Here is a 21,928-nt window from a genome sequence, read left to right on the forward strand (position 1 = left end):
CCCATGGAAAAACAGCACCCGTTAAACATCGCCCTGGTCGGCGACCACGACCCACACATCACCGCCCACCGGGCGATCCCCCTCGCACTTGAGCTGGCAGGCACACAAACCGGCCATGCCATTCGCCTGCAATGGCTGGCAACGCCGCTCATTACCGACAACGCTGTGCTGGAGGATTTCGACGGTGTCTGGTGCGTGCCCGGCAGCCCCTACCAAAACGAAGCCGGCGCCTTGCAGGCCATTCGTTTTGCCCGCGAACAGCGTCGCCCTTTCCTGGGCACCTGCGGTGGTTTTCAGCATGCCGTGCTGGAATATGCCCGTCACGTGATGGGCTGGGTCGACGCCGTCCATGGTGAAACCTCTCCCGAGGCTGAACGGGCGTTGTTGACGCCGCTGAGCTGTGCCTTGGTGGAAACCATCGACAGCCTTCAGCTCGAGGCGGGCTCGCTGACTGCCGAGGCCTATGGCCGACAGGCAGCGTTCGAGGGCTACCATTGCCGCTTCGGGGTCAATCCGGCTTTTGAAAAAGACTTGCTGAGCCAGCGCCTGCACGCCGTCGCCCGGGATTCGGCCGGCGACCTGCGAGCGGTGGAGCTGCAGGACCATCCGTTCTTTGTCGCCACGCTGTTCCAGCCTGAACGAGCTGCGCTGGAGGGCCGGGTACCGCCGCTGGTCCGCGCGTTTGTCGAAGCCTGCGCAAGGAAAATGTCATGAGCGCCCACTCTTACGCAGTGATTTTCACCTCCCTGCGCACCGAGGGGGACCAAGGCTACGCTGAAGCCGCCGAGCGCATGCTGGCCCTTGTCCGGGAGCAGCCCGGATTTTTAGGTGTCGAATCGGCCCGTGGCGACGATGGTTTGGGGATTACTGTGTCGTATTGGAGCGATGAAGCCGCGATCCTGGCCTGGAAGCAGCATCCCGAACACCGCGCGATCCGTGAGCGAGGCCGTTCCACCTGGTATACCCATTGTCATACGAGGGTGTGCAAGGTCGAACGGGACTATGCCTTCCAACGTCAAACCTGATGCCAGGACACAAATCCTTGTGGGAGCGAGCTTGCTCGCGATGCGGTATGCCAGTCACGTTGATGTTGGCTGATCCACAGATATCGCGAGCAAGCTCGCTCCCACAGGTTTCTGTTCAACTCAGGATCAAGCTCAGCCTTCCACCAACTGCCGCACCGCCACGATTTCCGGTAGATCGCTACGGGCCATGTACACCCGTAACGGTTCGGTGAGGTTGATGCGATCGTCGATGTTCTGGTCCAGCAACAGCTGGATCCGCTCACGCTTGAGGGCCATGGTGCCATCTGCTGCGGGAGCCCAGACAAATTCGCTGGTGGGAATGATGCCGTCGTCGGCCACGTCCATGCCGAAGGCGTCTTCGCTGAAGCGTACGATGTACTGGCCGGTCTTGCGGTTCAGGCCGACAAAACCCTTGAGCTGGTCGGCGGCCTGGCAGATGAATGTCGAAGTGGTGCGCATGGTAAACCTCATGGATGCGTCCCTCGGGACGTCTGATCGATGGTTTACACGCAGGGCAAGCGAATGCTGGAGTTAAGGTTTCCCTCTGCGGGGAAACTGATGCGGTCAAGATTACCGTAGACCGGGCTGAAAAAGCACCGCAACAGAGGTATTCGTCGCCTCCTGGATTAAATGAGCTTGATGAGCCGGGCACTTTCCGGCTCATCGAATCAGTACCTCGTCACGGTCTGAATGTTGGATGAACCCGTTTCAAGGACGCTTGCTCATAGGCATAGGCAAAACCCAACAACCTGGCGTCTTCCCACAGGGTACCGATAAACGATATGGACGTTGGCTCACCGTCCAGCTCCACACCGGAGGGTACGGTGATGATAGGGTAGCCTGCGATTGCCGCACTTGGCTGGGATACATTGTCATAATCGGCCACCATGGCATCCAGCGTATGATTGCGCAATTGGGTGTCGATCATGCTTTTGAAGCTGGCCTGTATCGGCAACCATAGAGCATCCACTTCTGCCTCACTTAATGTTTGCGCATTGATTAGCTCAAGCATCTGCTGGCCATAGTTTTCTTCCACCGGATTTTGCTCGTTGAACTCAATCAATTGCTCAAGAGACGCAACGGGTAAACCGCTACGCGTATTCAAGTAAGCCGGCAGTTCGAGCTTCATCCCCGCCAGCAATACCCGAACGTAGTTGCCCAAGCCTGGCATGTTCAAAGTCACTGGAACAAGGGTCGCTCCATTGTCCTGAAGAGTTTTTACCGCTGCGCAATAGTGAGGGCTGAGGTCGTGCACCATCCCGTGACCCAAATCACATTGCGAACGCTTCATGGTCTTCATGACGGGTAATAGCGCAGGAATATCGCGGCGTTCCTCACCTTCATCCAGGACCACGCCGATACGTTTTCCTTGCAACGCCTCGGTAGATAAAGCACTGGTGTAGTCGATGCCTTGCGGTGCATTGCCGGTAAGTGGGTCGGTTGGATCGGCGTCGGCCAAGTGGTTCAAGAGCAAAGCGACATCGTAAACCGTACGGGCCAGCGGCCCCGGGGTGTCCTGCCGCCGCGTAATTGGAACGATACCCGAGCGACTCACCAGCCCAAGGCTGGGTTTGAAGCCTACCACCCCATTGATAGCGGAAGGGCAGATGATCGAGCCATTGGTCTCGGTGCCCACCGAAAGGGGTGCAAAACCCGCAGCCACACCAGCTGCCGAGCCGGAGCTGGAGCCACAGGTACCTGCGCTTAACACATGGGGGTTGAGCCCTTGTCCACCTCGGCCGCTCCACCCCCGTGGCACGCTCGAGTCCCTCATTCCTGCCCATTCGCTCATGTTGGTTTTGCCCAGGATAATGGCGCCGGCGTCACGTAGTTGCTTGATGACGAATGCGTCCTGCGCGGCCGACATCCCTACCATCGCCAGTGAGCCGGCAGAAGTCTGCATCAGGTCCGCAGTGTCGATATTGTCCTTGATCAATACCGGTATACCGTGCAGCGGACCTCGAACGTTACCGCTTGCACGCTCACGGTCACGTAACGCTGCATCTGCCAGGGCCTGAGGATTCAGTTCGAGAACAGCCTTGAGGTGAGGACCCTCCTTATCCAAAGCCTGGATCCGGTTATTCAAATAGTTCACCAGCTCCACCGAAGTCAGCCGGTTGGCAGTCAATCTCTGATTGAGTTCCGTGACACTCAAATACTCGTAGGCCTGCGTGACATCTTCAGTTGTTTTTGTCTGGGCTTGGACAGTAATTGCAATGCACGATAAAAACCCGAGCTTAGCTATCCATAACGTTCTTTTATTATTCATGTCGATCCCTATGGCATGGAGAATACAAGCGAGCTGTTTCGCTCTGCCGCGCATAGTAAGAGTCGAAAAAAACAGAAGCACTGCTAGAACCGTTAGGCGATATTGCTCGATTTTTTTAGCCAAGCCAGACAAACCAGGGAACTACGCGGCACACGCAGTTTCAGCGAGTGAATCGACGAAGAGACAAGAATTTTCTTGTAAATATTCAGAATGATCGACACCGGACCACACCCTTTTTAATACACGAAATCGCTGAGCCAGATGGTCTGCATAGCAGCCCCAGGCGAGGAAAAAATTGCCTTGCGCAGGTTTAGGTCGGTTTGGCGATAGCGCCGAACGCGATCAATTGTTAAAAGAGAAGCCTTTGAAATCACGAAAGGATCTCGAGCATGCCTGTCACCTTCACCCATCGCGCCTTGCTGTTGAGCCTGCTGCTCGGTTTCGGCCCGGCACACGCCAACGACGCGCCAAGCCCAAAGGCCTTGGCAACCCAGCTGGGCATTCCTCATCCAGCGGTCATCGCCCATCGCGGTGCCTCGTTCGACGCGCCGGAATCCACCGCCGCCGCCTACAAGCTGGCCCGCGACCTGGGCGCCGACTACCTGGAACTGGACCTGCAACGCAGCAAGGACGGGGTATTGTTCGTCCTGCATGATGACAGCCTGCTGCGCACCACGGATGTCGCCACCAAGTTTCCAGAACGCAAGGACAGCACCGCCAACGCGTTCACCATGGCGGAACTCAAAACCCTCGATGCCGGCAGTTGGTTCAACACCGCCTACCCGGATCGCGCCCGCCCTTCGTTCGCCGGCCTGAAAATCCTCACCCTCGATGAAGTGATCGACATTGCCGAGGGCAACCCACAGCACAAACCGGGGTTGTATATCGAAACCAAGGAGCCGAAGTTGTTTCCCGGCATCGAACGTGACCTCAAGGACAAGTTGCAGGACCGTGGCTGGTTGAGCCCCTCCGGCTCCAAGCTCGCAAAAAGCGCCATAGGGGTCGGCCAGGGCAAGGGCAAAGTGGTCTTGCAGACCTTTGAAAAAAGCAGTCTCGAACTGCTGCACAAAGAGATGCCGAAGGTGCCGAAGATCCTGCTGCTGTGGGTGGGCGAAGGCAACATCGAACCCAAGTCCAAGGTGACCTTTGCCGAGTCCGGCGAAACGGACAAGGCCGTCTATTACGCCAAGCAGGAACCCAAGGACAAGGCCGAGTTCGAGCAGTGGGTCCGGTATGCCAAGGCTCACGGGGCCATCGGCACCGGTCCTTCGGCGGCGTTGACCCATGGCGGCAGCCAGAGTTACTCGGACTTGGTGCAGCCGTGGATGAACCAGTACACCCATGCCCAGGGTTTGCTGGTGCATGTCTACACCGTGGATGAGCCGGTGGACTTCAAGAAAGTGATGGATGCTGGCGTCGATGGCATTTTCACCAATCGGGCCAGTGAGTTGCTCAAGTACTTCAAGCGTCCCGATACAGGCAGCCTGGCGCAGTTGCTGGAGAAGAACGGTTTCTGATCCGAACATGCCCATGGAACAGCGGCGTTAGTCCCATGGGCTTTATCCCGTTTTTAAATTTTTTTTCGAATTAAGGGTGAATTAAGTTGCCAGAGATAATCTGAACCCACTTAAACGACTCACCCCTAATGACACCAAGGAAAGAACTTATGAAAACGTTGACTGCCCTGTTCACCGCTGCCGCCCTGACCCTCACCGCTGGCCTGGCCCAGGCTGACGTTCGAATCGACCAGGTTCCGCAACTGGTCAAGGAAGGCAAGATCAAATCCCTGGAATCGATGAACGCAGAAGCCCTGAAGTTGCACCCAGGTGCAACCATCACCGACACCGACTTGGATAACCACTTCAACGGTTACGAGTATGAAGTGGAACTGAAAACCGCCGATGGCAAAGAGTTTGACGTTGACTTCGACGCTACAACCGGCAAAGTCCTGAGCAACAAGCAAGACACTTGATCCAACGGCAAAAAAAGAGCCGCGCAACTTTCGAGTTGCGCGGCTTTTTGTTTGGCGTATGTGAAAACCCGCTACCCACCTGTCACAAAACCATCAAGAAAGCTTGCGATGATGTCACTCAAGTGAACCTGTAGCCGTAACAGGCACTTCCCGCCAGCGAGACTTCATGAACCACAGCATCGATCAAAGCCACCGCGACCCGGACCTGTTCGGCCTGCTCTACGGCTTTCGTTTCCGCCCCGGCGAACGTGGCCGGGAGATCGATTCGGCCCAGGCCCTGCGAAGCCTGCAACAACCGCAAGACCCGGATGAGTTTCTCTGGCTGCACCTGAACCTGGCTCACGCAGCGTGCGAGCGCTGGATGAAAAGTCACCTGGCCCTGCCCGAGGAATTCTTCGAAGCCTTGCACGAAGGTTCACGCTCGACCCGTATCGAACATGTGGACTCGGCATTGCTGGCCGTGGTCAACGACGTGGTGTTCAACCTCAGCAACCTGGTGTCCTCGGATGTCTCCACGTTGTGGGTTTGCGTGCACAGTCGGTTGATCATCAGCGCGCGCCTGCAACCTTTGCATTCGGTCGACAAGCTGCGCTCATCGGTCAAGGCCGGCGAATGCTTTCGCTCACCGCTGGAACTGCTCGTGCATCTGCTACGCGACCAAGGCGAAGTGCTGACCCAGATCGTGCGCAAGACTAGCCTCAGCGTCGACCAGATCGAAGACCAACTGCTCTCTTCGCGACTGTCCACCAACCGTTCCGAGTTGGGCGCCCAACGTCGCGTGCTGGTGCGTCTGCAACGCCTGCTGGCCCTGGAGCCAGGCTCGTTGCTGCGCTTGCTCAACCGTCCACCGCAATGGTTGCAGAAGGAGGACGTCAAGGAGCTGCGCAAGTCCACCGAGGAGTTTGCCCTGATCATCAACGACCTCACCGCCCTGGGCGAGCGGATCAAGCTGCTGCAGGAAGAGATCGCTGCCAACCTCAACGAACAAAGCAACCGTACGCTGTTCACCCTGACAGTGGTCACGGTTTTGGCGCTGCCCATCAACATCATTGCCGGTTTCTTCGGCATGAACGTCGGCGGCGTGCCGCTGGCCGGTGATCCCGAGGGCTTCTGGATCCTGGTGGCGCTGGTAGCGACCTTTACCGTGATTGCAGGCCGATGGGCGTTTCGCAAGCGACGCGACTATTGAGCATGACCTGTCCAGACAACCCCTTTTGTCGGCACATCAGGATTTAAAAGTCTTTTTGTCATTTCTCCTGGGGTATCCTGCCCACGCTTTGTAAAAGCGCGGATCTACCAGATCTATCCACAGACTTTGCGAGGAGCGCGATATGCACGAGATCCCTAATCTCCCCTTCCCAAGCCTGCACGACACTGAGCAGACGACCACGCTACAAGCCGGGGGGCAACCTGATGTCCAGCAACCCGAGCCCAAGGAAGCCACTGAACGCCGCCAGGCCGACAGCGAAGACTGATTGACCCGCACCACCAGACCGTGTGGAAAGCGCTAAGATGCGTTTTCCACACTGCCTGAACCCGAGTGCCCCCATGACCGATGACACCCCTCCCTTCAGCGAAACCCAGGCCAGCGTCCTGATCGGCACCGCCGAGAGAATGGTCGAGATCTGGACCCGCCTTCCCGCCGAGAAACAAGCGGCCCTGCTGGCCCGTTTCGGCAGCGAAGAAAACGCCATCGCCGCGCTGGTCACCACGCGCCTGGTCAGCGGACAGCACGACAGCTGAACCACCACTGGGCAAATAGTTTTACTTTTCCCCGCCCGGACGCCACGCTCGCCGTTATCATAAGCAGCCTATCTATCCTGCTGCTCCGTGGACCTCTTTCCCATGTCAGATTCCCAGCGCCCCCTGGCGGTCACGCTGCAAGTCGTTTCCATTGTCCTGTTCACCTTCATCGGCTACCTGAATATCGGCATTCCCCTGGCCGTGCTGCCCGGTTTCGTCCATGGCGAACTGGGTTTCGGCGCGGTGATCGCCGGGCTGGTGATCAGCGTGCAGTACCTGGCCACCCTGCTCAGTCGCCCTTACGCCGGGCGAATCATCGATAACCTGGGGAGCAAGCGCGCGGTGATGTTCGGCCTCGCCGGCTGTGGGCTGAGCGGTGTGTTCATGCTCGTGTCGGCCTGGACGCCCCACCTGCCGACACTCAGTTTGATCAGCCTGTTGATCGGTCGCCTGGTGCTGGGCAGTGCCGAAAGCCTAGTGGGTTCGGGTTCGATTGGCTGGGGCATTGGCCGGGTCGGTGCGGCGAATACCGCCAAGGTGATTTCCTGGAACGGTATCGCCAGTTACGGCGCGCTGGCGATCGGTGCGCCGCTGGGGGTATGGCTGGTCAATGCGTTGGGGCTGTGGAGCATGGGCGTCAGCATCATCTTGCTGGGGTTGCTGGGGCTGGCATTGGCCTGGCGCAAAACCGCGGCGCCCATCGTCGCTGGCGAACGCCTGCCGTTCATGCATGTGTTGGGACGTGTGCTGCCACACGGCTGCGGCCTGGCCCTGGGCTCCATCGGATTTGGCACTATCGCGACCTTCATCACCCTGTACTACGCCACGCAGCACTGGGACAACGCCGTACTGTGCCTGAGCCTGTTCGGCGCCAGCTTCATCGGCGCGCGCCTGCTGTTCGGCAACCTGATCAACCGTCTGGGCGGCTTTCGCGTAGCGATTGCTTGTCTGTCGGTGGAAACCCTTGGCCTGTTGCTGTTGTGGCTCGCACCGGATGCCCACTGGGCCCTGGCGGGCGCGGCGTTGAGCGGTTTCGGCTTTTCGCTGGTGTTTCCGGCACTGGGCGTGGAGGCGGTCAACCTGGTGCCGGCCTCCAGCCGTGGGGCGGCGGTGGGCGCCTATTCGCTGTTCATTGATTTGTCGTTGGGGATCACCGGGCCACTGGCCGGTGCGATTGCCGCCGGCTTCGGCTTTGCTTCGATCTTTCTGTTCGCCGCCCTGGCGGCCCTGGGCGGGTTGGCACTGAGTGTCTACCTGTACCGGCAGGCGCCCCGGTACCGTGAAGCGCGGGAGAAGGACTAGAAATCCACTTTGCCGCGCCCGGCCTTGATCGAGCCGCGCTTGGTCTTGGATTCCAGGCGACGCTTTTTCGAACCCAGGGTCGGCTTGGTCGGGCGACGCTTCTTTTCGACCTTGGTGGCGCTGAGGATCAGTTCGGACAAGCGCTCCAGCGCGTCGGCACGGTTCTGTTCCTGGGTGCGGTATTGTTGGGCCTTGATGATCAGCACACCGTCGCTGGTGATGCGACTGTCGCGCAGGGCCAGCAACCGCTCCTTGTAGAACTCGGGCAGCGACGAGGCCGGAATGTCGAAGCGCAAATGCACGGCGCTGGAGACCTTGTTGACGTTCTGCCCCCCAGCCCCCTGGGCGCGGATGGCCGTCAGCTCGATCTCGGCGTCCGGGATGTGCACAGTGTTGGAAATCGCCAGCATGGGAAAAGGGTCCGCTATCAGGACCCACAGAATACCCCGAATCCCCCAGGGCGACGCCTAACTCCTGTGGGAGCGAACTTGCTCGCGATTGCAGTGTGTCAGTCACCCTTGATATTGCTGACCCATCGCCATCGCGAGCAAGCTCGCTCCCACAGGGTTTCGTGTTTACTTGGCAGCCGCCACGGCTAACTCCTGCCGCGCACTGCGCTTGTTCTTGATGAGATAGCACACCCACATGAACACCACCCACACCGGAATCGCATACACCGAGATCTGGATGCCGGGAATGAGCAACATCACGCCCAGGATGAACACCACGAACGCCAGGCAGATGTAGTTGCCGTACGGATACCATAGCGCCTTGAACAATGGCGTCTGGCGGGTCTGGTTCATGTGCTGGCGGAACTTGAAGTGCGAGTAGCTGATCATCGCCCAGTTGATCACCAGGGTCGCGACCACCAGCGACATCAGCAACTCCAACGCATGCTGCGGGACCAGGTAGTTCAACAGCACCGCCACCAGCGTGACCGCCGCCGACGCGAGGATCGAACGTACCGGCACGCCACGCTTGTCGATCTTGGACAAGGCCTTGGGCGCATCGCCCTGCTCGGCCATGCCCAGCAACATGCGGCTGTTGCAGTAGGTGCCGCTGTTGTACACCGACAACGCGGCGGTCAGCACCACGAAATTGAGGATATGGGCAGCGGTGTTGCTCCCCAGCATCGAGAACACCTGCACGAACGGGCTGCCGCTGTAGGCATCGCCGGAAGCGTTGAGGGTGGCCAGCAGGCTGTCCCAAGGCGTCAGGGATAACAGCACCACGAGCGCGCCGATGTAGAAAATCAGAATCCGGTAGATCACCTGGTTGATGGCCTTGGGGATCACGGTTTTCGGTTTATCGGCCTCAGCGGCGGTGAAACCGAGCATTTCCAGGCCACCGAAGGAGAACATGATGATCGCCATGGCCATCACCAGGCCGCTCACGCCGTTGGGGAAGAACCCACCATGGGACCACAGGTTGGTCACCGATGCCTGCGGGCCACCATGACCGCTGACCAGCAAATAGCTGCCCAAGGCAATCATGCCGACAATCGCCACGACCTTGATGATCGCGAACCAGAACTCGGCCTCGCCGAAGACTTTGACATTGGCCAGGTTGATCGCATTGATCAGGATGAAAAACGCCGCCGCCGACACCCAGGTAGGGATGTCCGGAGCCCAGTAATGGATGTACTTGCCGACCGCGGTCAGCTCGGACATGCCCACCAGGATGTAGAGAATCCAGCAGTTCCAACCCGACAGGAAGCCGGCGAAACCGCCCCAGTACTTGTGGGCGAAGTGGCTGAAGGACCCGGCGACGGGCTCTTCGACGATCATTTCGCCCAACTGGCGCATGATCATGAAGGCGATGAAGCCGCAGATGGCGTAGCCGAGGATCATCGACGGGCCGGCTGATTTCAGCACCCCCGCCGAGCCGAGGAACAGGCCGGTGCCGATCGCGCCACCGAGGGCGATCAGTTGAATGTGGCGATTTTTCAGGCCGCGTTTCAGCTCGCCCGAATGCGAGTTTTGTCCACTCATGAAAAGGGTCTCACGCAAGGTTTGATGATGTTCGTTAGACGTTGCCGCTCGAATCGGATCTCAAGCAGCGCCGATCAAACCCCAGCGCAGGCACCAGGACTTCAGCGTTTTTACAACGGTCATGCGTCACCTGTTTGTTTTTATCTGTGACGAAATCGAACCCGACACGCTTGTGGCGTGGCGGAGTGAACAAGGTGGATAACCTTGAAAGTGCGTGGGTACGCGAAGGGTCACAGTAAAACGCGGCGCATTGTACACCGCTGACCCCCTGCTGCCAGACACCACCGGATCAGCGTGTCGTTTGCCGGGATTGCATGGGGCCGCCTCGAATGTGCCGGGTGGCTGCAAAAAAGTGTCCAGGCCCTTGCGAGCCCCTGAAGGGTGTAGCGCGAAAAACGCCACGACGGGAGAAATGCACTTGAGCTGCGGCGTTCATTGCGCCTCCTTCTTGTTATTCACCTGCACGACAGGCATGGGGCGCATCTCACCCTGCCCATCGATTCGAAACAAGCGGGCCAGAGGCTTGGAAAACCCTGCAGGGCGGGGCTTACGGAAGTTTTCTCTTACGTTTGGGGGAAACGACGTTTCAGGCCCTCTGGGCCGGCCTTTTTCGTCAGCATTTCTTTACAACCCGTCACGCAACCTTTCCACGTAGGAAATTTCCGTAGGCTGACTGCAAATTGACGGTAGGTAGCTACCTATTTAAAAAAACATCCAGGCAGCTGTTTTTGAATGAGTAATGCTGCCGATGAAAATGGAACAAAAAGTTCAAACGAAAAAAAATAAATTATTTTTTTGCAATCCAAAAAACCCTCGACTAGGTTTTCAGCGACTTGCCAAGGCATCGTGCCGACAAGTTCTGCGGTGCCGTTGCCGGCCTGTTTCCACTCGCCGAATCGGTCCGCTGATTTCCGTAAAAGTCATCTAGGAGATTCACTATGCAAGCACTGGACAAAGACTTGGAAACCGAACTGCAACTGGACGAATGGTTTGAAGCCCCAACCCATGAAGCCGCCGTTGAAATGATGCAAGCCGACGCTGTCGTTCCGTTCGGCACGGCGATGTGGCCTCTGTAGGCACTGCCCGGCGGAGGCGATCCGGCCGGTCGACTCCGCCACTTTTTGCCGGTTGTCAGGGAAGTTAAATGAACTTGTCAGGGAAGAATAAGCATGGACACACAACGAGCCATCTCACATTTCCTTTACTACCTCGAACACCATCCCGCCCTGGCCGGCATTCAGCCCGCCAAGGTGTTGCTCGGTCATACCGCTGACTACGAAGCGCTGACCGGCGCCATTGCCGAACAGGCGGATAGCGGCTCGCCCTTCCGGTTCAGCGCCATGCGCCTGGACCTCGAATCCACGGAGCGCCTGTCCAAGGCCATTGCCGACAGCGATCTGTATATTTTTTTCTACGACTCTTCCACCCTGCCCAACCCACGTCCCGACGGCCCGGACTTTGTCCGTGCACTGCAAGGCGTGATGGCCGACAACTGGAAGAAATCGCTGCTGTTCAAGGACTACGGCGATTATTTCTACGACACCTTCAGCGTGATTCCCCAGCGTATAGCCGGGCTCAACAGTCACCTGATCCGGCGCATGTCCCAGGCGACGACCCTGAGTTTCCAGGATGACCACGGTTCATATTTCGACACAGCCCTGGGCGGCGTGAAGAAGTGGACCGACATCAACGGCCTCGGCAACTACGACCTGGCCCCAGGCGAAATCGCCACCCACAGCGACACCATCAATGGCCGGGTGAGTTTCGTCGGCACATTCCTGAGCACCATCCCGTTCGCACGTAAATACGGCGTGTTGCAATCGCCGCTGGAACTGTGGATCGAAGACTCCACCATCCAGAAAATCGCCACCGATGTGCCTGGCCTGGAGCACGACTTCAACAAATACCTGGACGCCAATCCGTCCAATCGCCGCATCGAAGAACTGGGGATCGGCACCAACGAAGGGGTCAAGAGCCTGTACGCCCGCAATGCCGGTTTCGAGGAGCGCCACTGCGGCTTGCACCTGGGTCTGGGTGGCGGGGCCAAGGGCAGCCATCACCTGGATCTGATTTTCGAGAAGGGTATGCTGGCGCTGGATAATGAGCCGATATTTGATGGGCGGTTTGTGCTTTAGGTTGGGATTTCTGCAAGGCTGATGCCGCCATCGCGAGCAAGCTCGCTCCCACAGGGGGCTTCAGCGAATGGAAGATTTGCATTCAACGCCGTCCCACTGTGGGAGCGAGCTTGCTCGCGATGGCGGACCCACCGGCACCGCACCAATTAAAGCCAGGCAAAAAAAAGCCAACTCGAAAGTTGGCTTTTTTCATGGGCGGCTGCCGATCACTCCGGCTTACGACGCCCGAACCCCGGACGCTGTCCCGAACCTGCCGGTGCACCACGGCGCTTGCCCGATGGCGCGTCGCGGTCGGCCAGGACGATACCCGGGCGCTTTTTCGGCGCCGGCTTGGCCGGACGCTTGGTGTCGGCCGGGCGATCGGCGACTGGCGTACCGCGACCCGCCGGAGCACCGCGACCTTCACCGCGCTCGGTCCGACCATTGGCCGGACGCGGCGTGCGTGGGCCACGCTCACCGTCCTGACGAGGCGCAGGCTTGCGGGCCGGGCGCTCACCTTCGATCTGCGGCTCGCGGGAAGGACGCGGACCGGTCGCCACACCTTCAGCAGCCGGACGCAGTGTACGCACGCGCTCGGTCTTGCCCATCGGGCGCGAGGATTTACGCTGCATCCGCTCCAGCTTGTCCTTGCTCTTGGCGGTCATCTGCGGCATTGCTACCGGCTTGAGACCCACTTCGGCGGCCAGGATGTCGACTTCGTACTGGCTCATTTCGCGCCAGCGGCCCATCGGCAGGTCGGAGTTGAGGAACACCGGGCCGAAACGCACGCGCTTGAGGCGGCTGACCACCAGCCCCTGGGATTCCCACAAACGCCGCACTTCACGGTTACGGCCTTCCATCACCACGCAGTGGTACCAATGGTTGAAGCCTTCGCCGCCGGGCGCCTGCTTGATGTCGGTGAAACGCGCCGGGCCGTCTTCCAGCACAACGCCGGCCTTGAGGCGCTCGATCATCTCGTCGTCGACTTCGCCACGCACACGCACGGCGTATTCGCGGTCCATCTCATAGGACGGGTGCATCAAACGGTTGGCCAGCTCGCCGTCGGTGGTGAACATCAGCAAACCAGTGGTGTTGATGTCCAGGCGACCGATGTTGATCCAGCGGCCTTCTTTCGGACGCGGCATTTTGTCGAACACGGTCGGACGGCCTTCCGGGTCGTCGCGGGTGCAGATCTCGCCGTCGGGTTTGTTGTACATGATCACGCGACGCACCGTTTCGGCGGCCTCTTCGCGCTTGATCACCTTGCCATCGATGGTGATGGCGTCGTGCATGTCGACACGCAGGCCCAAGGTGGCATCTTTGCCATTGACCTTGATCCGGCCCTGGGTGATCCAGGCTTCCACGTCACGGCGCGAACCGACGCCGATACGGGCGAGGACTTTTTGCAGCTTCTCGCCTGCTGGGCCGATTTCCTGGCTGTCGTTCTGGTCTTGGTCTTTCATTCTGGGCACCTCCCGGTGTGGTCGGGTCAGGCCTGGCCTGACGCTTTGAAAACGGGTCTTGGACGAAGGGATCGCCAAAGGGTCGCGAATCATACGCCTGATAAGGCGATTGCGCATCAGAGACTAGCTGATCAATCCAGGCTCAGCGCTTTTTCCGCCGACCGGTGGCGCAATGCAGAGATTCTTGGTGGAGTTCATGATGCACCGCATGCCCCCTGTGGGAGCGAGCTTGCTCGCGAAGAGGGAGTGTCAGGCCAATCAATGTTATTGACCCACCGCCTTCGCGGGCAAGCCCGCTCCCACAGGGGACGGTGGTGTGTCACTCAGGTCTGCGCACAAGTTGGATCAATCGTCGAACTGGCGCCGTTCGTTCTCGATCGCCTCGGCAAGGGCACGGGCTTCGGCTTCTTCGTCGCTCAATTCAGGCTCGGGTTCGCGCGGTTCGAGGGCGGCGACAGCGGCCAGCAGTTTTTCCCGGGCTTCGGCAACGCCGAGGATGTCTTCTTCGGGGTCAGGCTCGGCTTGAAGTTCAACGTCGTCGGGCTCCGGCTGATCATTCGTCTCGCCTTCAGGTCCTGGCCCCTCACGCAGCAGGTCGTCGAAATCGGTCTTGAGGCCTTCTTCCATGGTGTCCAGCTCCAGCAACAACGAGTGGAAACTGGTCTCTTCCTTCGGTTCCTCAGGCTCGGCGCTGGCATCCGCCAGTTCCTGCAAGCCCTGGGGCACCGGCACGTCGTCGAACTCCAGCACCGGTTCAGGTTCCAGCTCCCGCAGTTCGGCCAGGGGCGGCAGGTCATCCAGGTTCTTCAGGTTGAAATGATCGAGAAAGGCCTTGGTGGTGGCGAACATCGCGGGTTTGCCCGGCACATCGCGATAGCCGACGACGCGGATCCACTCGCGCTCCAGCAACGTCTTGACGATATGGCTGTTGACCGCCACGCCCCGTACATCCTCGATCTCGCCCCGGGTGATCGGTTGGCGATAGGCGATCAACGCCATGGTTTCGAGCATGGCGCGGGAGTAACGCTGCGGCCGCTCCTCCCACAGGCGCCCGACCCAGGGCGCGAACTTCTCGCGGATCTGCAGGCGATAACCGGACGCCACTTCCTTGAGTTCGAAAGCCCGTCCTTCGCAGGACTTGCCCAACAGCGTCAGGGCTTTCTTGAATACGGCCGGCTCGGGTCGCTCACCTTCTTCGAAGAGTTCGAACAGGCGCTCCATCGATTGGGGCTTTCCCGAGGCCAACAGGAAAGCTTCAAGCAAGGGGGCCAGCTCGCGGGGTTCAGTCAGATTCATTGATTTGCTCGTTATTCGGCTCGTGCCCGCACGTGGATCGCTGCGAACGGCTCATTCTGCACCAGCTCGACCAAGGATTCCTTGACCAATTCCAAGACCGCCATAAACGTCACCACCACCCCCAACCGCCCTTCCTCGGCGGTGAACAGCTCGACGAACGGCACGAAGCCGCCGCCCTTGAGCCGCTCCAGCACATCGCTCATGCGCTCGCGGGTGGACAGCGCTTCGCGGCTGACCTGATGACTTTCAAACATATCGCCTCGGCGCAGGACCTCGGCCATGGACATCAGCAGCTCTTCCAGGCTCACATCCGGCAGCAACTTGCGCGCCCGCGCTTCGGGCGCATCGAGCTTGGGCACCACCACATCGCGCCCCACCCGGTTCAAGCCATCGAGGCCTTCGGCGGCGACCTTGAAGCGTTCGTACTCCTGCAAGCGCCGGATCAACTCGGCCCGCGGGTCGTCCTCTTCCGCTTCGACTTCCGCCGAGCGCGGCAGCAGCATCCGCGACTTGATCTCGGCCAGCATGGCCGCCATCACCAGGTACTCGGCCGCCAGCTCCAAGCGTACCGACTGCATCAACTCGACGTAGCCCATGTACTGGCGGGTGATTTCCGCCACGGGGATGTCGAGGATATTGATGTTCTGTTTACGGATCAGGTACAGCAGCAGGTCAAGCGGGCCCTCGAAGGCTTCGAGAAACACTTCCAGCGCATCCGGCGGAATGTACAGGTCCAGGGGCATTTCCATGACCGCCTGGCCATAGACCATGGCGAACGGCAACTCCTGCTGCGCGCCGGCCTGGCTGTCGGTATTGTCCACGGCGGTTTCCACGGCGGACATTCAGGCCTCGACCATGAACGGCGTCGGATCGCCGCACCCGACGCGCACCACCTGGGGCTCGCCATCGGCCAGGTTGATCACCGTGGACGCCGACATGCCGCCGAAACCGCCGTCGATGATCAGGTCCACCTGATGCTCGAGGATCTGGCGCATCTCATAGGGATCGGTCAACGGCTCGGTCTCGCCGGGCATGATCAGCGTCACGCTCATCAGCGGCTCACCCAGTTCCGCCAGCAGCGCCAGGGCGATGGGATGGCTCGGCACCCGCAGGCCGATGGTGCGCTTTTTCGGGTGCAGCAACAGCCGCGGGACTTCCCGGGTGGCATTGAGAATGAACGTGTAGGGCCCCGGCAAATGCGCCTTGAGCAAGCGGAAGGTGCCGGTGTCGATCTTGGCGAACAGGCCCAACTGCGACAGGTCGCTGCAGATGAGGGCGAAATTGTGCTTGTCGTCCAGTTGACGCAGGCGTCTGACACGCTCCACGGCATTCTTGTCGCCGATCTGGCAACCGATGGCGTAGGACGAGTCGGTGGGATAGACCACCACGCCACCACCCCGAATGATTTCCACGGCCTGTTTGATCAGGCGCGCCTGCGGGTTTTCCGGATGAATCTGGAAAAATTGACTCACGTGTTCTACCTGTTCAGACGGCGGTGGTAACGGGATCATGTTTGAATCTACACCAGAGTGGTGGCAGATCTTCCGGCAACGGGCGGTATTCGCCGATCTCGGACCAGCCCCCAGGGCCATGGAAATCACTGCCGGCGGTGACCAGCAGGCCGAACTCACGGGCCAGGATCGCCAAGCTGCCCACTTGCTCGGCGGGCTGATGGCCGTTGACCACCTCAATGGCATGGCCCCCTGCTTGAATATAGTCGGCGACCAGGCGGCGGCGCTTGCTGCGGGTGAAATCATAGTGCCACGGATGCGCCAGGCTGACCCAGGCGCCAGCGGCCCGCAGGGTCTGGACGGTTTCTTCCAGGGTCGGCCAGTGCTGCTTGACGTCCCCCAGCTTGCCGGCCCCCAACCATTTGCGGAACGCTTCGGCGCGATCCTTGACGAACCCCTCGCGCACCATCCAGTCGGCAAAGTGTGGCCTAGCCGGTGCGTTGCCGCTGTCGCCCAGTTCCTGCTGGATCTGCCGGGCGCCGTCCAGCGCACCGGGCATGCCCTTGAGGGCCAGCTTGCGGCTGATCTCTTCGGACCGCAGCCAGCGGCCGTCGCGCAGTTGTGCAATGGCCTGGACCAGCGCCGGCGCGTTCACATCGAAACCATAGCCCAGCACATGGATGGTCGCCCCGCCCCAGGTACACGACAATTCGACCCCGTTGACCAGCTGCATGCCCAGCGCCGTGGCGGCGCTGCGGGCCTCGTCGAGGCCTTCGAGGGTGTCGTGATCGGTCAGGGCCAGGACTCGCACGCCGTGCTCGAACGCCCGCGCCACCAGAACCGCAGGCGCCAGGGCGCCATCGGAGGCCGTGCTATGGCAGTGCAAATCAACATTCACGAGAGTTTGTTACCTCAAATCAGCTGGCCCTATCGCGGCCAAGGATGTTTGTTATTATGCCGCCACATCCTGCTTCTGGCTGCCACTGTGAAACAATTCATCGACTTCATCCCGCTCCTGCTGTTTTTCATCGTCTACAAACTTGATCCCCGGGCCGTCGATTTCGCCGGTCACTCCTTGACTGTAGGCGGTATTTACAGCGCCACCGCAGTGCTGATCATCAGCTCCCTGGTGGTCTACGGCGCGCTGTTCGTGTCCCAGCGCAAGCTGGAGAAGAGCCAGTGGCTGACCCTGATCGCCTGCCTTGTCTTCGGCAGCCTGACCCTGGCGTTCCACAGCGAAACCTTCCTCAAATGGAAAGCCCCGGTGGTCAACTGGCTGTTCGCCCTCGCGTTCATCGGCAGCCACTTCATCGGCGACCGACTGCTGATCAAGCGCATCATGGGCCATGCCATCAACCTGCCGGAACTGATCTGGACCCGATTGAACATCGCCTGGATCGCGTTTTTCCTGTTCTGCGGTGCCGCCAACCTGTTCGTTGCGTTCACGTTCCAGGAGTACTGGGTCGACTTTAAGGTCTTCGGCAGCCTGGGAATGACGCTGCTGTTCCTGATTGGCCAGGGCATCTACCTGTCCCGTCACCTGCACGATGCCGACCCCACCACGCCTAAAACCGAGGACTGACATGCTCTACGCAATCATTGCCACCGACGTCGCCGACTCCCTGGAAAAACGCCTGGCCGTGCGCCCGGCACACCTGGAGCGCCTGCAACAGCTCAAGGCCGAAGGTCGCATCGTGCTGGCCGGCCCGCACCCGGCGGTGGATAGCAATGACCCAGGCGCCGCGGGCTTCACCGGCAGCCTGATCGTGGCCGAATTCGACTCATTGGCCGCCGCGCAAGCCTGGGCCAAGGCCGATCCGTTCGTGGCGGCCGGCGTCTATGCCGATGTCGTGGTCAAGCCGTTCAAGCAAGTCCTGCCGTAAATCCCCCCTGGCGCGGTGAGCCTTCAGGGCTCATCGCCCCCAGTTGCTCATCTTTCTCATTTGCCTGCCGACAACCTGTCCAATCTCGATTGGAATTCAGGAGTTGCAATGCGCAAAGGTCCGTTGTGCCTGTTGTTGGTCTCGTTGGCGCTCGGAGCGCCCGCCCATGGCGAGGAAAACACCGAGGGAAGTCATTCGGCGCCCTTGTCCCTGAGCGCCGGCAGTCAGATCGCCGAGCTGCAGCAACGCTTGAAAGACAGCGAACGCCAGCGTGAAGAGTTGGCCAAACAACTGCAAAATGCCGACAGCGCACGCGAGAGCGCCGTGCTGGGCCGGCTGCGTCAGGAAAACCAGCGCCTGAAGCTGCAACTCAAGGAAGCCCAGGCCAGCCCGCTGCCACGGCTGTTGACCGATCAACAGCAATGGTTCGTCATTGGTGCCGGGGTAGCGCTATTGGCCTTGCTCTGCGGTATCTTTGCCAGCGGTGGACGTAGACAACGTCGGCAATGGCTAAATTGAGTGAGTCATGAGCGAGCTGTTACTGATAGATGATGACCAGGAGCTGTGTGAGCTCCTCGTGAGTTGGCTGAGCCAGGAAGGGTTTCAGGTTCGCGCCTGTCACGATGGCCAAAGTGCCCGCAAGGCCTTGGCCGAAACTGCTCCGGCGGCGGTGGTTCTGGATGTGATGCTGCCCGACGGCAGCGGCCTGGAACTGCTCAAGCAACTGCGCAACGATCACCCGGAGCTGCCGGTGCTGATGCTGTCGGCCCGGGGTGAGCCGCTGGACCGTATCCTTGGCCTGGAACTGGGTGCCGATGACTACCTGGCCAAGCCCTGCGACCCACGGGAACTGACCGCCCGCCTGCGCGCCGTGCTGCGTCGCAGCCACCCGACGGCCGTGTCCAGCCAGATCGAACTGGGTGACCTGACCTTCAGCCCGGTGCGTGGTGTGGTCAGCATCGACGAACAGGAACAGACCCTCACCGTTTCCGAAAGCCGCCTGCTCGAAGCACTGCTCAAGCAACCGGGCGAACCGCTGGACAAGCAGGAACTGGCGCAGCTCGCCCTGGGCCGCAAGCTGACCCTGTACGACCGCAGCCTCGACATGCACGTGAGCAACCTGCGCAAGAAAATCGGCCCCCACCCCGACGGCCGCCCGCGCATCGTGGCCCTGCGTAGTCGGGGTTATTACTACAGCCTCTGAACACTGCAACGATTCCTTGCTTGCACCGGGTAAATGATCCCTTTGTGGCGAGGGGATTTATCCCCGCTGGGGTGCGAAGCGCCCCCAGATGTGTCTGCCACCGCGGTGCATCAGATAAAACCAAGAGGGCCGCTGCGCGGCCCAGCGGGGATAAATCCCCTCGCCACAAATAATCTCCTCGCCGGATTTTTTTGCGTCCACTGTTTTGTAAGCTCATCACCAAACCGTCTTTACCCAAGCTTTACGCCCCCCTGACCGCCGCTGACCTTGATCTCCGTAATCTGCACACATCCGGAACTGACCGGGAATGAGACAAGGAGACACACCATGCGCAAGACCCTTATCGCTTTGATGTTCGCTGCCGCCCTGCCGACCGTCGCCATGGCCATGCCCGAAGGCCCCGGCCCGATGGGTCCGATGGACGGCCCGCGTCACGGCGGCCAGATGCACGACAAAGGCCCCTACAGCCAACTGGACCTGAGCCACGAACAACGCCAGCAGATCCGCAAGATCATGGGCGAACAGCGCCACGAGCGCCGCGAATTGGTGGAGAAGTACCTGGCCAAATTGTCGCCAGCCGATCAGAAAGCCATGAAAGACGAAATGGAAGCCCGTCATGAGAAAGTCGATGCCCAGATCCGTGGCTTGTTGAAGCCTGAGCAGCAAAAAGAATTCGACGCGATCCAGAAGAAACAGGCCGAACGTCGCGCCGAGTGGGCTGAGTTCAAAGCCTGGAAAGCGCAACAACCGCAAAAAGCGCAATAATGCACTGAAGCGTCCCCGCCCAACGGCCAATCGCCGTTGGGCTTTCTTTGTTTTCGAGGATTTATCGTGCGTTCATTGTTCTGGCGCATCCTGGCCAGTTTCTGGTTGGCCATCGCCCTGGTCGCAGGACTTTCGATCCTGATGGGCCACATGCTGAACCAGGACGCCTGGATCCTCAGCCGCCATCCGGGCCTCAATACCTTGCCCGAAGAGTGGACGCAAACCTACGAAAGCCAGGGCGAAGACGCCGCCCAGGACATCTTGCAACAGCGCAAGCGCCAGTATCACATCGACGTCCAGGTGTTCAACGAAAGCGGCGACCCGGTAGTACGCGGCACCTTCCCCCATCGTGCCGCGGCCTTCGAAGCCCGACAGAAAAACGATGACCGACGCCTGCCCTGGCGGCGGCTGACCGATGAGTTCACCAGCGCCAAAAGTGGCGACACGTACCTGTTCATCTACCGCATCCCCCATCCCGAGCTGGATGCGTGGCACCGCGGCAGCCTGCTCTGGCCCCTCAGTGCATTGGGAATCGCGCTGGTGGTGCTGACCTTGTTCAGCCTGTTGGTGACGCTTTCCATCACCCGTCCGCTGAATCGACTGCGCGGCGCGGTGCATGACCTGGGCCAGGCCGCCTACCAGCAGAACAGCCTCGCCAAGCTGGCCAACCGACGAGACGAGTTCGGCGTGCTGGCCACCGACTTCAACCGCATGGGCGCGCGCCTGCAAAGCTTGATCGCCAGCCAGCGCCAACTGCTGCGCGACGTGTCCCACGAACTGCGCTCGCCCCTGGCCCGGCTGCGCATTGCCCTGGCATTGGCTGAACGGGCCAGCCCCGAGGAGCGTGAAAAACTCTGGCCACGCCTGACCCGCGAATGCGATCGCCTGGAAGCGTTGATCAGCGAAATCCTGGTCCTGGCCCGGGTCGACGCCGACAACGCCAGCGCCGAAGAGGTGGACCTCAATGGTTTGCTGTTCACCCTGCAAAAAGATGCACAACTGGCGTCTCCGGAGCAAACCGTGCAACTTGAAACCGAGGCAGACCTGAGCCTCAAGGGCTGGCCGACCATGATCGAGCGAGCGGTGGACAACCTGCTGCGTAACGCCCAGCGCTTCAATCCGACCGGGCACCCTATCGAGATGCGTGCGGCGCGCCAGGGCGAACGGATCCTGATCAGCGTGCGCGACCACGGGCCTGGCGTGGAGGCCGAACACTTGGGTCAATTGGGCGAGCCGTTCTACCGCGCCCCCGGCCAGACCGCCGCCGGTCATGGCCTGGGCCTGGCGATTGCGCGTCGTGCCGCCGAACGCCATGGTGGTGCGCTGGTGTTGGGCAATCATCCTGACGGTGGGTTCGTCGCGACCTTGGAACTGCCGCTGGTGCCGGGGGCTGTTGTCCAGCCTTAAGCTCCCGCTGAGTTCTGTAGGAGCTGCCGAAGGCTGCGATCTT

The 21,928-nt window shown here is 60.2% G+C and carries 25 protein-coding genes; 16 read left to right on the forward strand and 9 right to left on the reverse strand.

What is annotated here, in order from left to right:
• Nucleotides 1-3 precede the first annotated feature (3 nt).
• Nucleotides 4-714 (forward strand): CTP synthase C-terminal region-related (seleno)protein, encoded by a 711-nt coding sequence (locus AB7M32_RS26255; RefSeq protein WP_454251834.1) that lies wholly within the window; start codon nt 4-6, stop codon nt 712-714.
• Nucleotides 711-1,025 carry an antibiotic biosynthesis monooxygenase family protein gene (locus AB7M32_RS26260; RefSeq protein WP_072408629.1) on the forward strand — a complete coding sequence of 105 codons (315 nt, stop codon included), beginning with the start codon at nt 711-713 and terminating at the stop codon, nt 1,023-1,025. The genes AB7M32_RS26255 and AB7M32_RS26260 overlap by 4 nt, the downstream gene beginning before the upstream one ends.
• Nucleotides 1,026-1,157: 132 nt before the next feature.
• On the opposite strand, the gene AB7M32_RS26265 is transcribed toward AB7M32_RS26260, so the two are convergent.
• Together AB7M32_RS26265 and AB7M32_RS26270 are read right to left on the reverse strand one after the other, a co-directional pair.
• Nucleotides 1,158-1,484, reverse strand: a complete 327-nt coding sequence (locus tag AB7M32_RS26265; RefSeq protein ID WP_072408630.1) for a DUF2025 family protein — start codon at nt 1,482-1,484, stop codon at nt 1,158-1,160.
• A 220-nt stretch (nt 1,485-1,704) separates the two neighbouring features.
• The gene (locus AB7M32_RS26270; RefSeq protein WP_454252204.1) at nt 1,705-3,294 is read right to left on the reverse strand and encodes an amidase family protein; all 1,590 of its coding nucleotides are present in this window, start codon (nt 3,292-3,294) and stop codon (nt 1,705-1,707) included.
• 389 nt (nt 3,295-3,683) lie between these two features.
• Between AB7M32_RS26270 and AB7M32_RS26275 the strand changes: the two genes are divergently transcribed.
• From AB7M32_RS26275 to AB7M32_RS26300, 6 genes are all read left to right on the forward strand, one after another.
• Complete coding sequence (locus AB7M32_RS26275) at nt 3,684-4,811, forward strand: glycerophosphodiester phosphodiesterase (RefSeq protein WP_454251835.1); 1,128 nt, start codon at nt 3,684-3,686, stop codon at nt 4,809-4,811.
• Between the two features lie 149 nt (nt 4,812-4,960).
• On the forward strand, nt 4,961-5,266 hold the full coding sequence (locus AB7M32_RS26280; RefSeq protein ID WP_060740979.1) for a PepSY domain-containing protein: 306 nt from the start codon (nt 4,961-4,963) through the stop codon (nt 5,264-5,266).
• A 166-nt stretch (nt 5,267-5,432) separates the two neighbouring features.
• The gene (locus AB7M32_RS26285; RefSeq protein WP_072408633.1) at nt 5,433-6,455 is read left to right on the forward strand and encodes a transporter; all 1,023 of its coding nucleotides are present in this window, start codon (nt 5,433-5,435) and stop codon (nt 6,453-6,455) included.
• Nucleotides 6,456-6,597: 142 nt separating this feature from the next.
• Entirely contained in the window at nt 6,598-6,741 is a 144-nt protein-coding gene (locus tag AB7M32_RS26290) for a hypothetical protein (RefSeq protein WP_454251836.1), read from the forward strand.
• Between the two features lie 37 nt (nt 6,742-6,778).
• A complete protein-coding gene (locus AB7M32_RS26295; protein ID WP_072408634.1) occupies nt 6,779-7,009 on the forward strand; it encodes a hypothetical protein in 231 nt (76 codons plus the stop codon).
• Nucleotides 7,010-7,111: 102 nt separating this feature from the next.
• Nucleotides 7,112-8,311, forward strand: a complete 1,200-nt coding sequence (locus tag AB7M32_RS26300) for an MFS transporter (protein WP_060740977.1) — start codon at nt 7,112-7,114, stop codon at nt 8,309-8,311.
• On the opposite strand, the gene arfB is transcribed toward AB7M32_RS26300, so the two are convergent.
• Together arfB and AB7M32_RS26310 are read right to left on the reverse strand one after the other, a co-directional pair.
• Nucleotides 8,308-8,721: an alternative ribosome rescue aminoacyl-tRNA hydrolase ArfB gene (gene arfB / locus AB7M32_RS26305; protein WP_060740976.1), complete on the reverse strand. Its 414-nt coding sequence runs from the start codon at nt 8,719-8,721 to the stop codon at nt 8,308-8,310. The genes AB7M32_RS26300 and arfB overlap by 4 nt on opposite strands.
• Nucleotides 8,722-8,886: 165 nt before the next feature.
• Complete coding sequence (locus tag AB7M32_RS26310) at nt 8,887-10,302, reverse strand: amino acid permease (RefSeq protein ID WP_072408637.1); 1,416 nt, start codon at nt 10,300-10,302, stop codon at nt 8,887-8,889.
• A gap of 938 nt (nt 10,303-11,240) precedes the next feature.
• Between AB7M32_RS26310 and AB7M32_RS26315 the strand changes: the two genes are divergently transcribed.
• Nucleotides 11,241-11,378, forward strand: coding sequence for a hypothetical protein (locus tag AB7M32_RS26315; RefSeq protein WP_003178782.1), 138 nt, complete (start codon nt 11,241-11,243; stop codon nt 11,376-11,378).
• A gap of 93 nt (nt 11,379-11,471) precedes the next feature.
• Complete coding sequence (locus tag AB7M32_RS26320) at nt 11,472-12,437, forward strand: M29 family metallopeptidase (protein ID WP_072408638.1); 966 nt, start codon at nt 11,472-11,474, stop codon at nt 12,435-12,437.
• 206 nt (nt 12,438-12,643) lie between these two features.
• Here the strand turns inward: AB7M32_RS26320 and rluB are convergent, their stop codons facing one another.
• The 5 genes from rluB to AB7M32_RS26345 form a co-directional block, all read right to left on the reverse strand.
• Nucleotides 12,644-13,879 (reverse strand): 23S rRNA pseudouridine(2605) synthase RluB, encoded by a 1,236-nt coding sequence (gene rluB / locus AB7M32_RS26325; RefSeq protein WP_060740973.1) that lies wholly within the window; start codon nt 13,877-13,879, stop codon nt 12,644-12,646.
• Nucleotides 13,880-14,224: 345 nt separating this feature from the next.
• Entirely contained in the window at nt 14,225-15,175 is a 951-nt protein-coding gene (scpB, locus tag AB7M32_RS26330) for an SMC-Scp complex subunit ScpB (protein ID WP_454251837.1), read from the reverse strand.
• 11 nt (nt 15,176-15,186) lie between these two features.
• On the reverse strand, nt 15,187-15,885 hold the full coding sequence (locus tag AB7M32_RS26335; RefSeq protein ID WP_165826070.1) for a segregation and condensation protein A: 699 nt from the start codon (nt 15,883-15,885) through the stop codon (nt 15,187-15,189).
• A 132-nt stretch (nt 15,886-16,017) separates the two neighbouring features.
• Nucleotides 16,018-16,647 carry an L-threonylcarbamoyladenylate synthase gene (locus AB7M32_RS26340; protein ID WP_053124883.1) on the reverse strand — a complete coding sequence of 210 codons (630 nt, stop codon included), beginning with the start codon at nt 16,645-16,647 and terminating at the stop codon, nt 16,018-16,020.
• Nucleotides 16,648-16,660: 13 nt separating this feature from the next.
• On the reverse strand, nt 16,661-17,524 hold the full coding sequence (locus tag AB7M32_RS26345; RefSeq protein ID WP_072408642.1) for a PHP domain-containing protein: 864 nt from the start codon (nt 17,522-17,524) through the stop codon (nt 16,661-16,663).
• A gap of 87 nt (nt 17,525-17,611) precedes the next feature.
• Between AB7M32_RS26345 and AB7M32_RS26350 the strand changes: the two genes are divergently transcribed.
• The 6 genes from AB7M32_RS26350 to AB7M32_RS26375 all read left to right on the forward strand — a co-directional run bounded on the left by AB7M32_RS26350 (nt 17,612) and on the right by AB7M32_RS26375 (nt 21,885).
• Nucleotides 17,612-18,208 (forward strand): septation protein A, encoded by a 597-nt coding sequence (locus AB7M32_RS26350; protein ID WP_003204874.1) that lies wholly within the window; start codon nt 17,612-17,614, stop codon nt 18,206-18,208.
• Nucleotide 18,209: 1 nt separating this feature from the next.
• The gene (locus tag AB7M32_RS26355; RefSeq protein WP_046062580.1) at nt 18,210-18,509 is read left to right on the forward strand and encodes a YciI family protein; all 300 of its coding nucleotides are present in this window, start codon (nt 18,210-18,212) and stop codon (nt 18,507-18,509) included.
• A gap of 108 nt (nt 18,510-18,617) precedes the next feature.
• A complete protein-coding gene (locus AB7M32_RS26360; protein ID WP_454251838.1) occupies nt 18,618-19,028 on the forward strand; it encodes a translation initiation factor 2 in 411 nt (136 codons plus the stop codon).
• Between the two features lie 7 nt (nt 19,029-19,035).
• Nucleotides 19,036-19,713: a response regulator transcription factor gene (locus AB7M32_RS26365; protein ID WP_181288582.1), complete on the forward strand. Its 678-nt coding sequence runs from the start codon at nt 19,036-19,038 to the stop codon at nt 19,711-19,713.
• 327 nt (nt 19,714-20,040) lie between these two features.
• Nucleotides 20,041-20,478, forward strand: coding sequence for a Spy/CpxP family protein refolding chaperone (locus AB7M32_RS26370; RefSeq protein ID WP_454251839.1), 438 nt, complete (start codon nt 20,041-20,043; stop codon nt 20,476-20,478).
• Nucleotides 20,479-20,544: 66 nt separating this feature from the next.
• Entirely contained in the window at nt 20,545-21,885 is a 1,341-nt protein-coding gene (locus tag AB7M32_RS26375; RefSeq protein WP_454251840.1) for an ATP-binding protein, read from the forward strand.
• Nucleotides 21,886-21,928: the final 43 nt, after the last annotated feature.

It is taken from the genome of Pseudomonas sp. R151218B TE3479, assembly GCF_053629195.1.

Excerpts from the sequence above, each read along its gene's own strand:
- AB7M32_RS26255 (WP_454251834.1), top strand. The coding sequence starts at position 4 with ATGGAAAAACAGCACCCGTTAAACATCGCCCTGGTCGGCGACCACGAC.
- AB7M32_RS26260 (WP_072408629.1), top strand. The coding sequence starts at position 711 with ATGAGCGCCCACTCTTACGCAGTGATTTTCACCTCCCTGCGCACCGAG.
- AB7M32_RS26265 (WP_072408630.1), bottom strand. The coding sequence starts at position 1,484 with ATGCGCACCACTTCGACATTCATCTGCCAGGCCGCCGACCAGCTCAAG.
- AB7M32_RS26270 (WP_454252204.1), bottom strand. The coding sequence starts at position 3,294 with ATGAATAATAAAAGAACGTTATGGATAGCTAAGCTCGGGTTTTTATCG.
- AB7M32_RS26275 (WP_454251835.1), top strand. The coding sequence starts at position 3,684 with ATGCCTGTCACCTTCACCCATCGCGCCTTGCTGTTGAGCCTGCTGCTC.
- AB7M32_RS26280 (WP_060740979.1), top strand. The coding sequence starts at position 4,961 with ATGAAAACGTTGACTGCCCTGTTCACCGCTGCCGCCCTGACCCTCACC.
- AB7M32_RS26285 (WP_072408633.1), top strand. The coding sequence starts at position 5,433 with ATGAACCACAGCATCGATCAAAGCCACCGCGACCCGGACCTGTTCGGC.
- AB7M32_RS26290 (WP_454251836.1), top strand. The coding sequence starts at position 6,598 with ATGCACGAGATCCCTAATCTCCCCTTCCCAAGCCTGCACGACACTGAG.
- AB7M32_RS26295 (WP_072408634.1), top strand. The coding sequence starts at position 6,779 with ATGCGTTTTCCACACTGCCTGAACCCGAGTGCCCCCATGACCGATGAC.
- AB7M32_RS26300 (WP_060740977.1), top strand. The coding sequence starts at position 7,112 with ATGTCAGATTCCCAGCGCCCCCTGGCGGTCACGCTGCAAGTCGTTTCC.
- arfB (WP_060740976.1), bottom strand. The coding sequence starts at position 8,721 with ATGCTGGCGATTTCCAACACTGTGCACATCCCGGACGCCGAGATCGAG.
- AB7M32_RS26310 (WP_072408637.1), bottom strand. The coding sequence starts at position 10,302 with ATGAGTGGACAAAACTCGCATTCGGGCGAGCTGAAACGCGGCCTGAAA.
- AB7M32_RS26315 (WP_003178782.1), top strand. The coding sequence starts at position 11,241 with ATGCAAGCACTGGACAAAGACTTGGAAACCGAACTGCAACTGGACGAA.
- AB7M32_RS26320 (WP_072408638.1), top strand. The coding sequence starts at position 11,472 with ATGGACACACAACGAGCCATCTCACATTTCCTTTACTACCTCGAACAC.
- rluB (WP_060740973.1), bottom strand. The coding sequence starts at position 13,879 with ATGAAAGACCAAGACCAGAACGACAGCCAGGAAATCGGCCCAGCAGGC.
- scpB (WP_454251837.1), bottom strand. The coding sequence starts at position 15,175 with ATGAATCTGACTGAACCCCGCGAGCTGGCCCCCTTGCTTGAAGCTTTC.
- AB7M32_RS26355 (WP_046062580.1), top strand. The coding sequence starts at position 18,210 with ATGCTCTACGCAATCATTGCCACCGACGTCGCCGACTCCCTGGAAAAA.
- AB7M32_RS26360 (WP_454251838.1), top strand. The coding sequence starts at position 18,618 with ATGCGCAAAGGTCCGTTGTGCCTGTTGTTGGTCTCGTTGGCGCTCGGA.
- AB7M32_RS26365 (WP_181288582.1), top strand. The coding sequence starts at position 19,036 with ATGAGCGAGCTGTTACTGATAGATGATGACCAGGAGCTGTGTGAGCTC.
- AB7M32_RS26370 (WP_454251839.1), top strand. The coding sequence starts at position 20,041 with ATGCGCAAGACCCTTATCGCTTTGATGTTCGCTGCCGCCCTGCCGACC.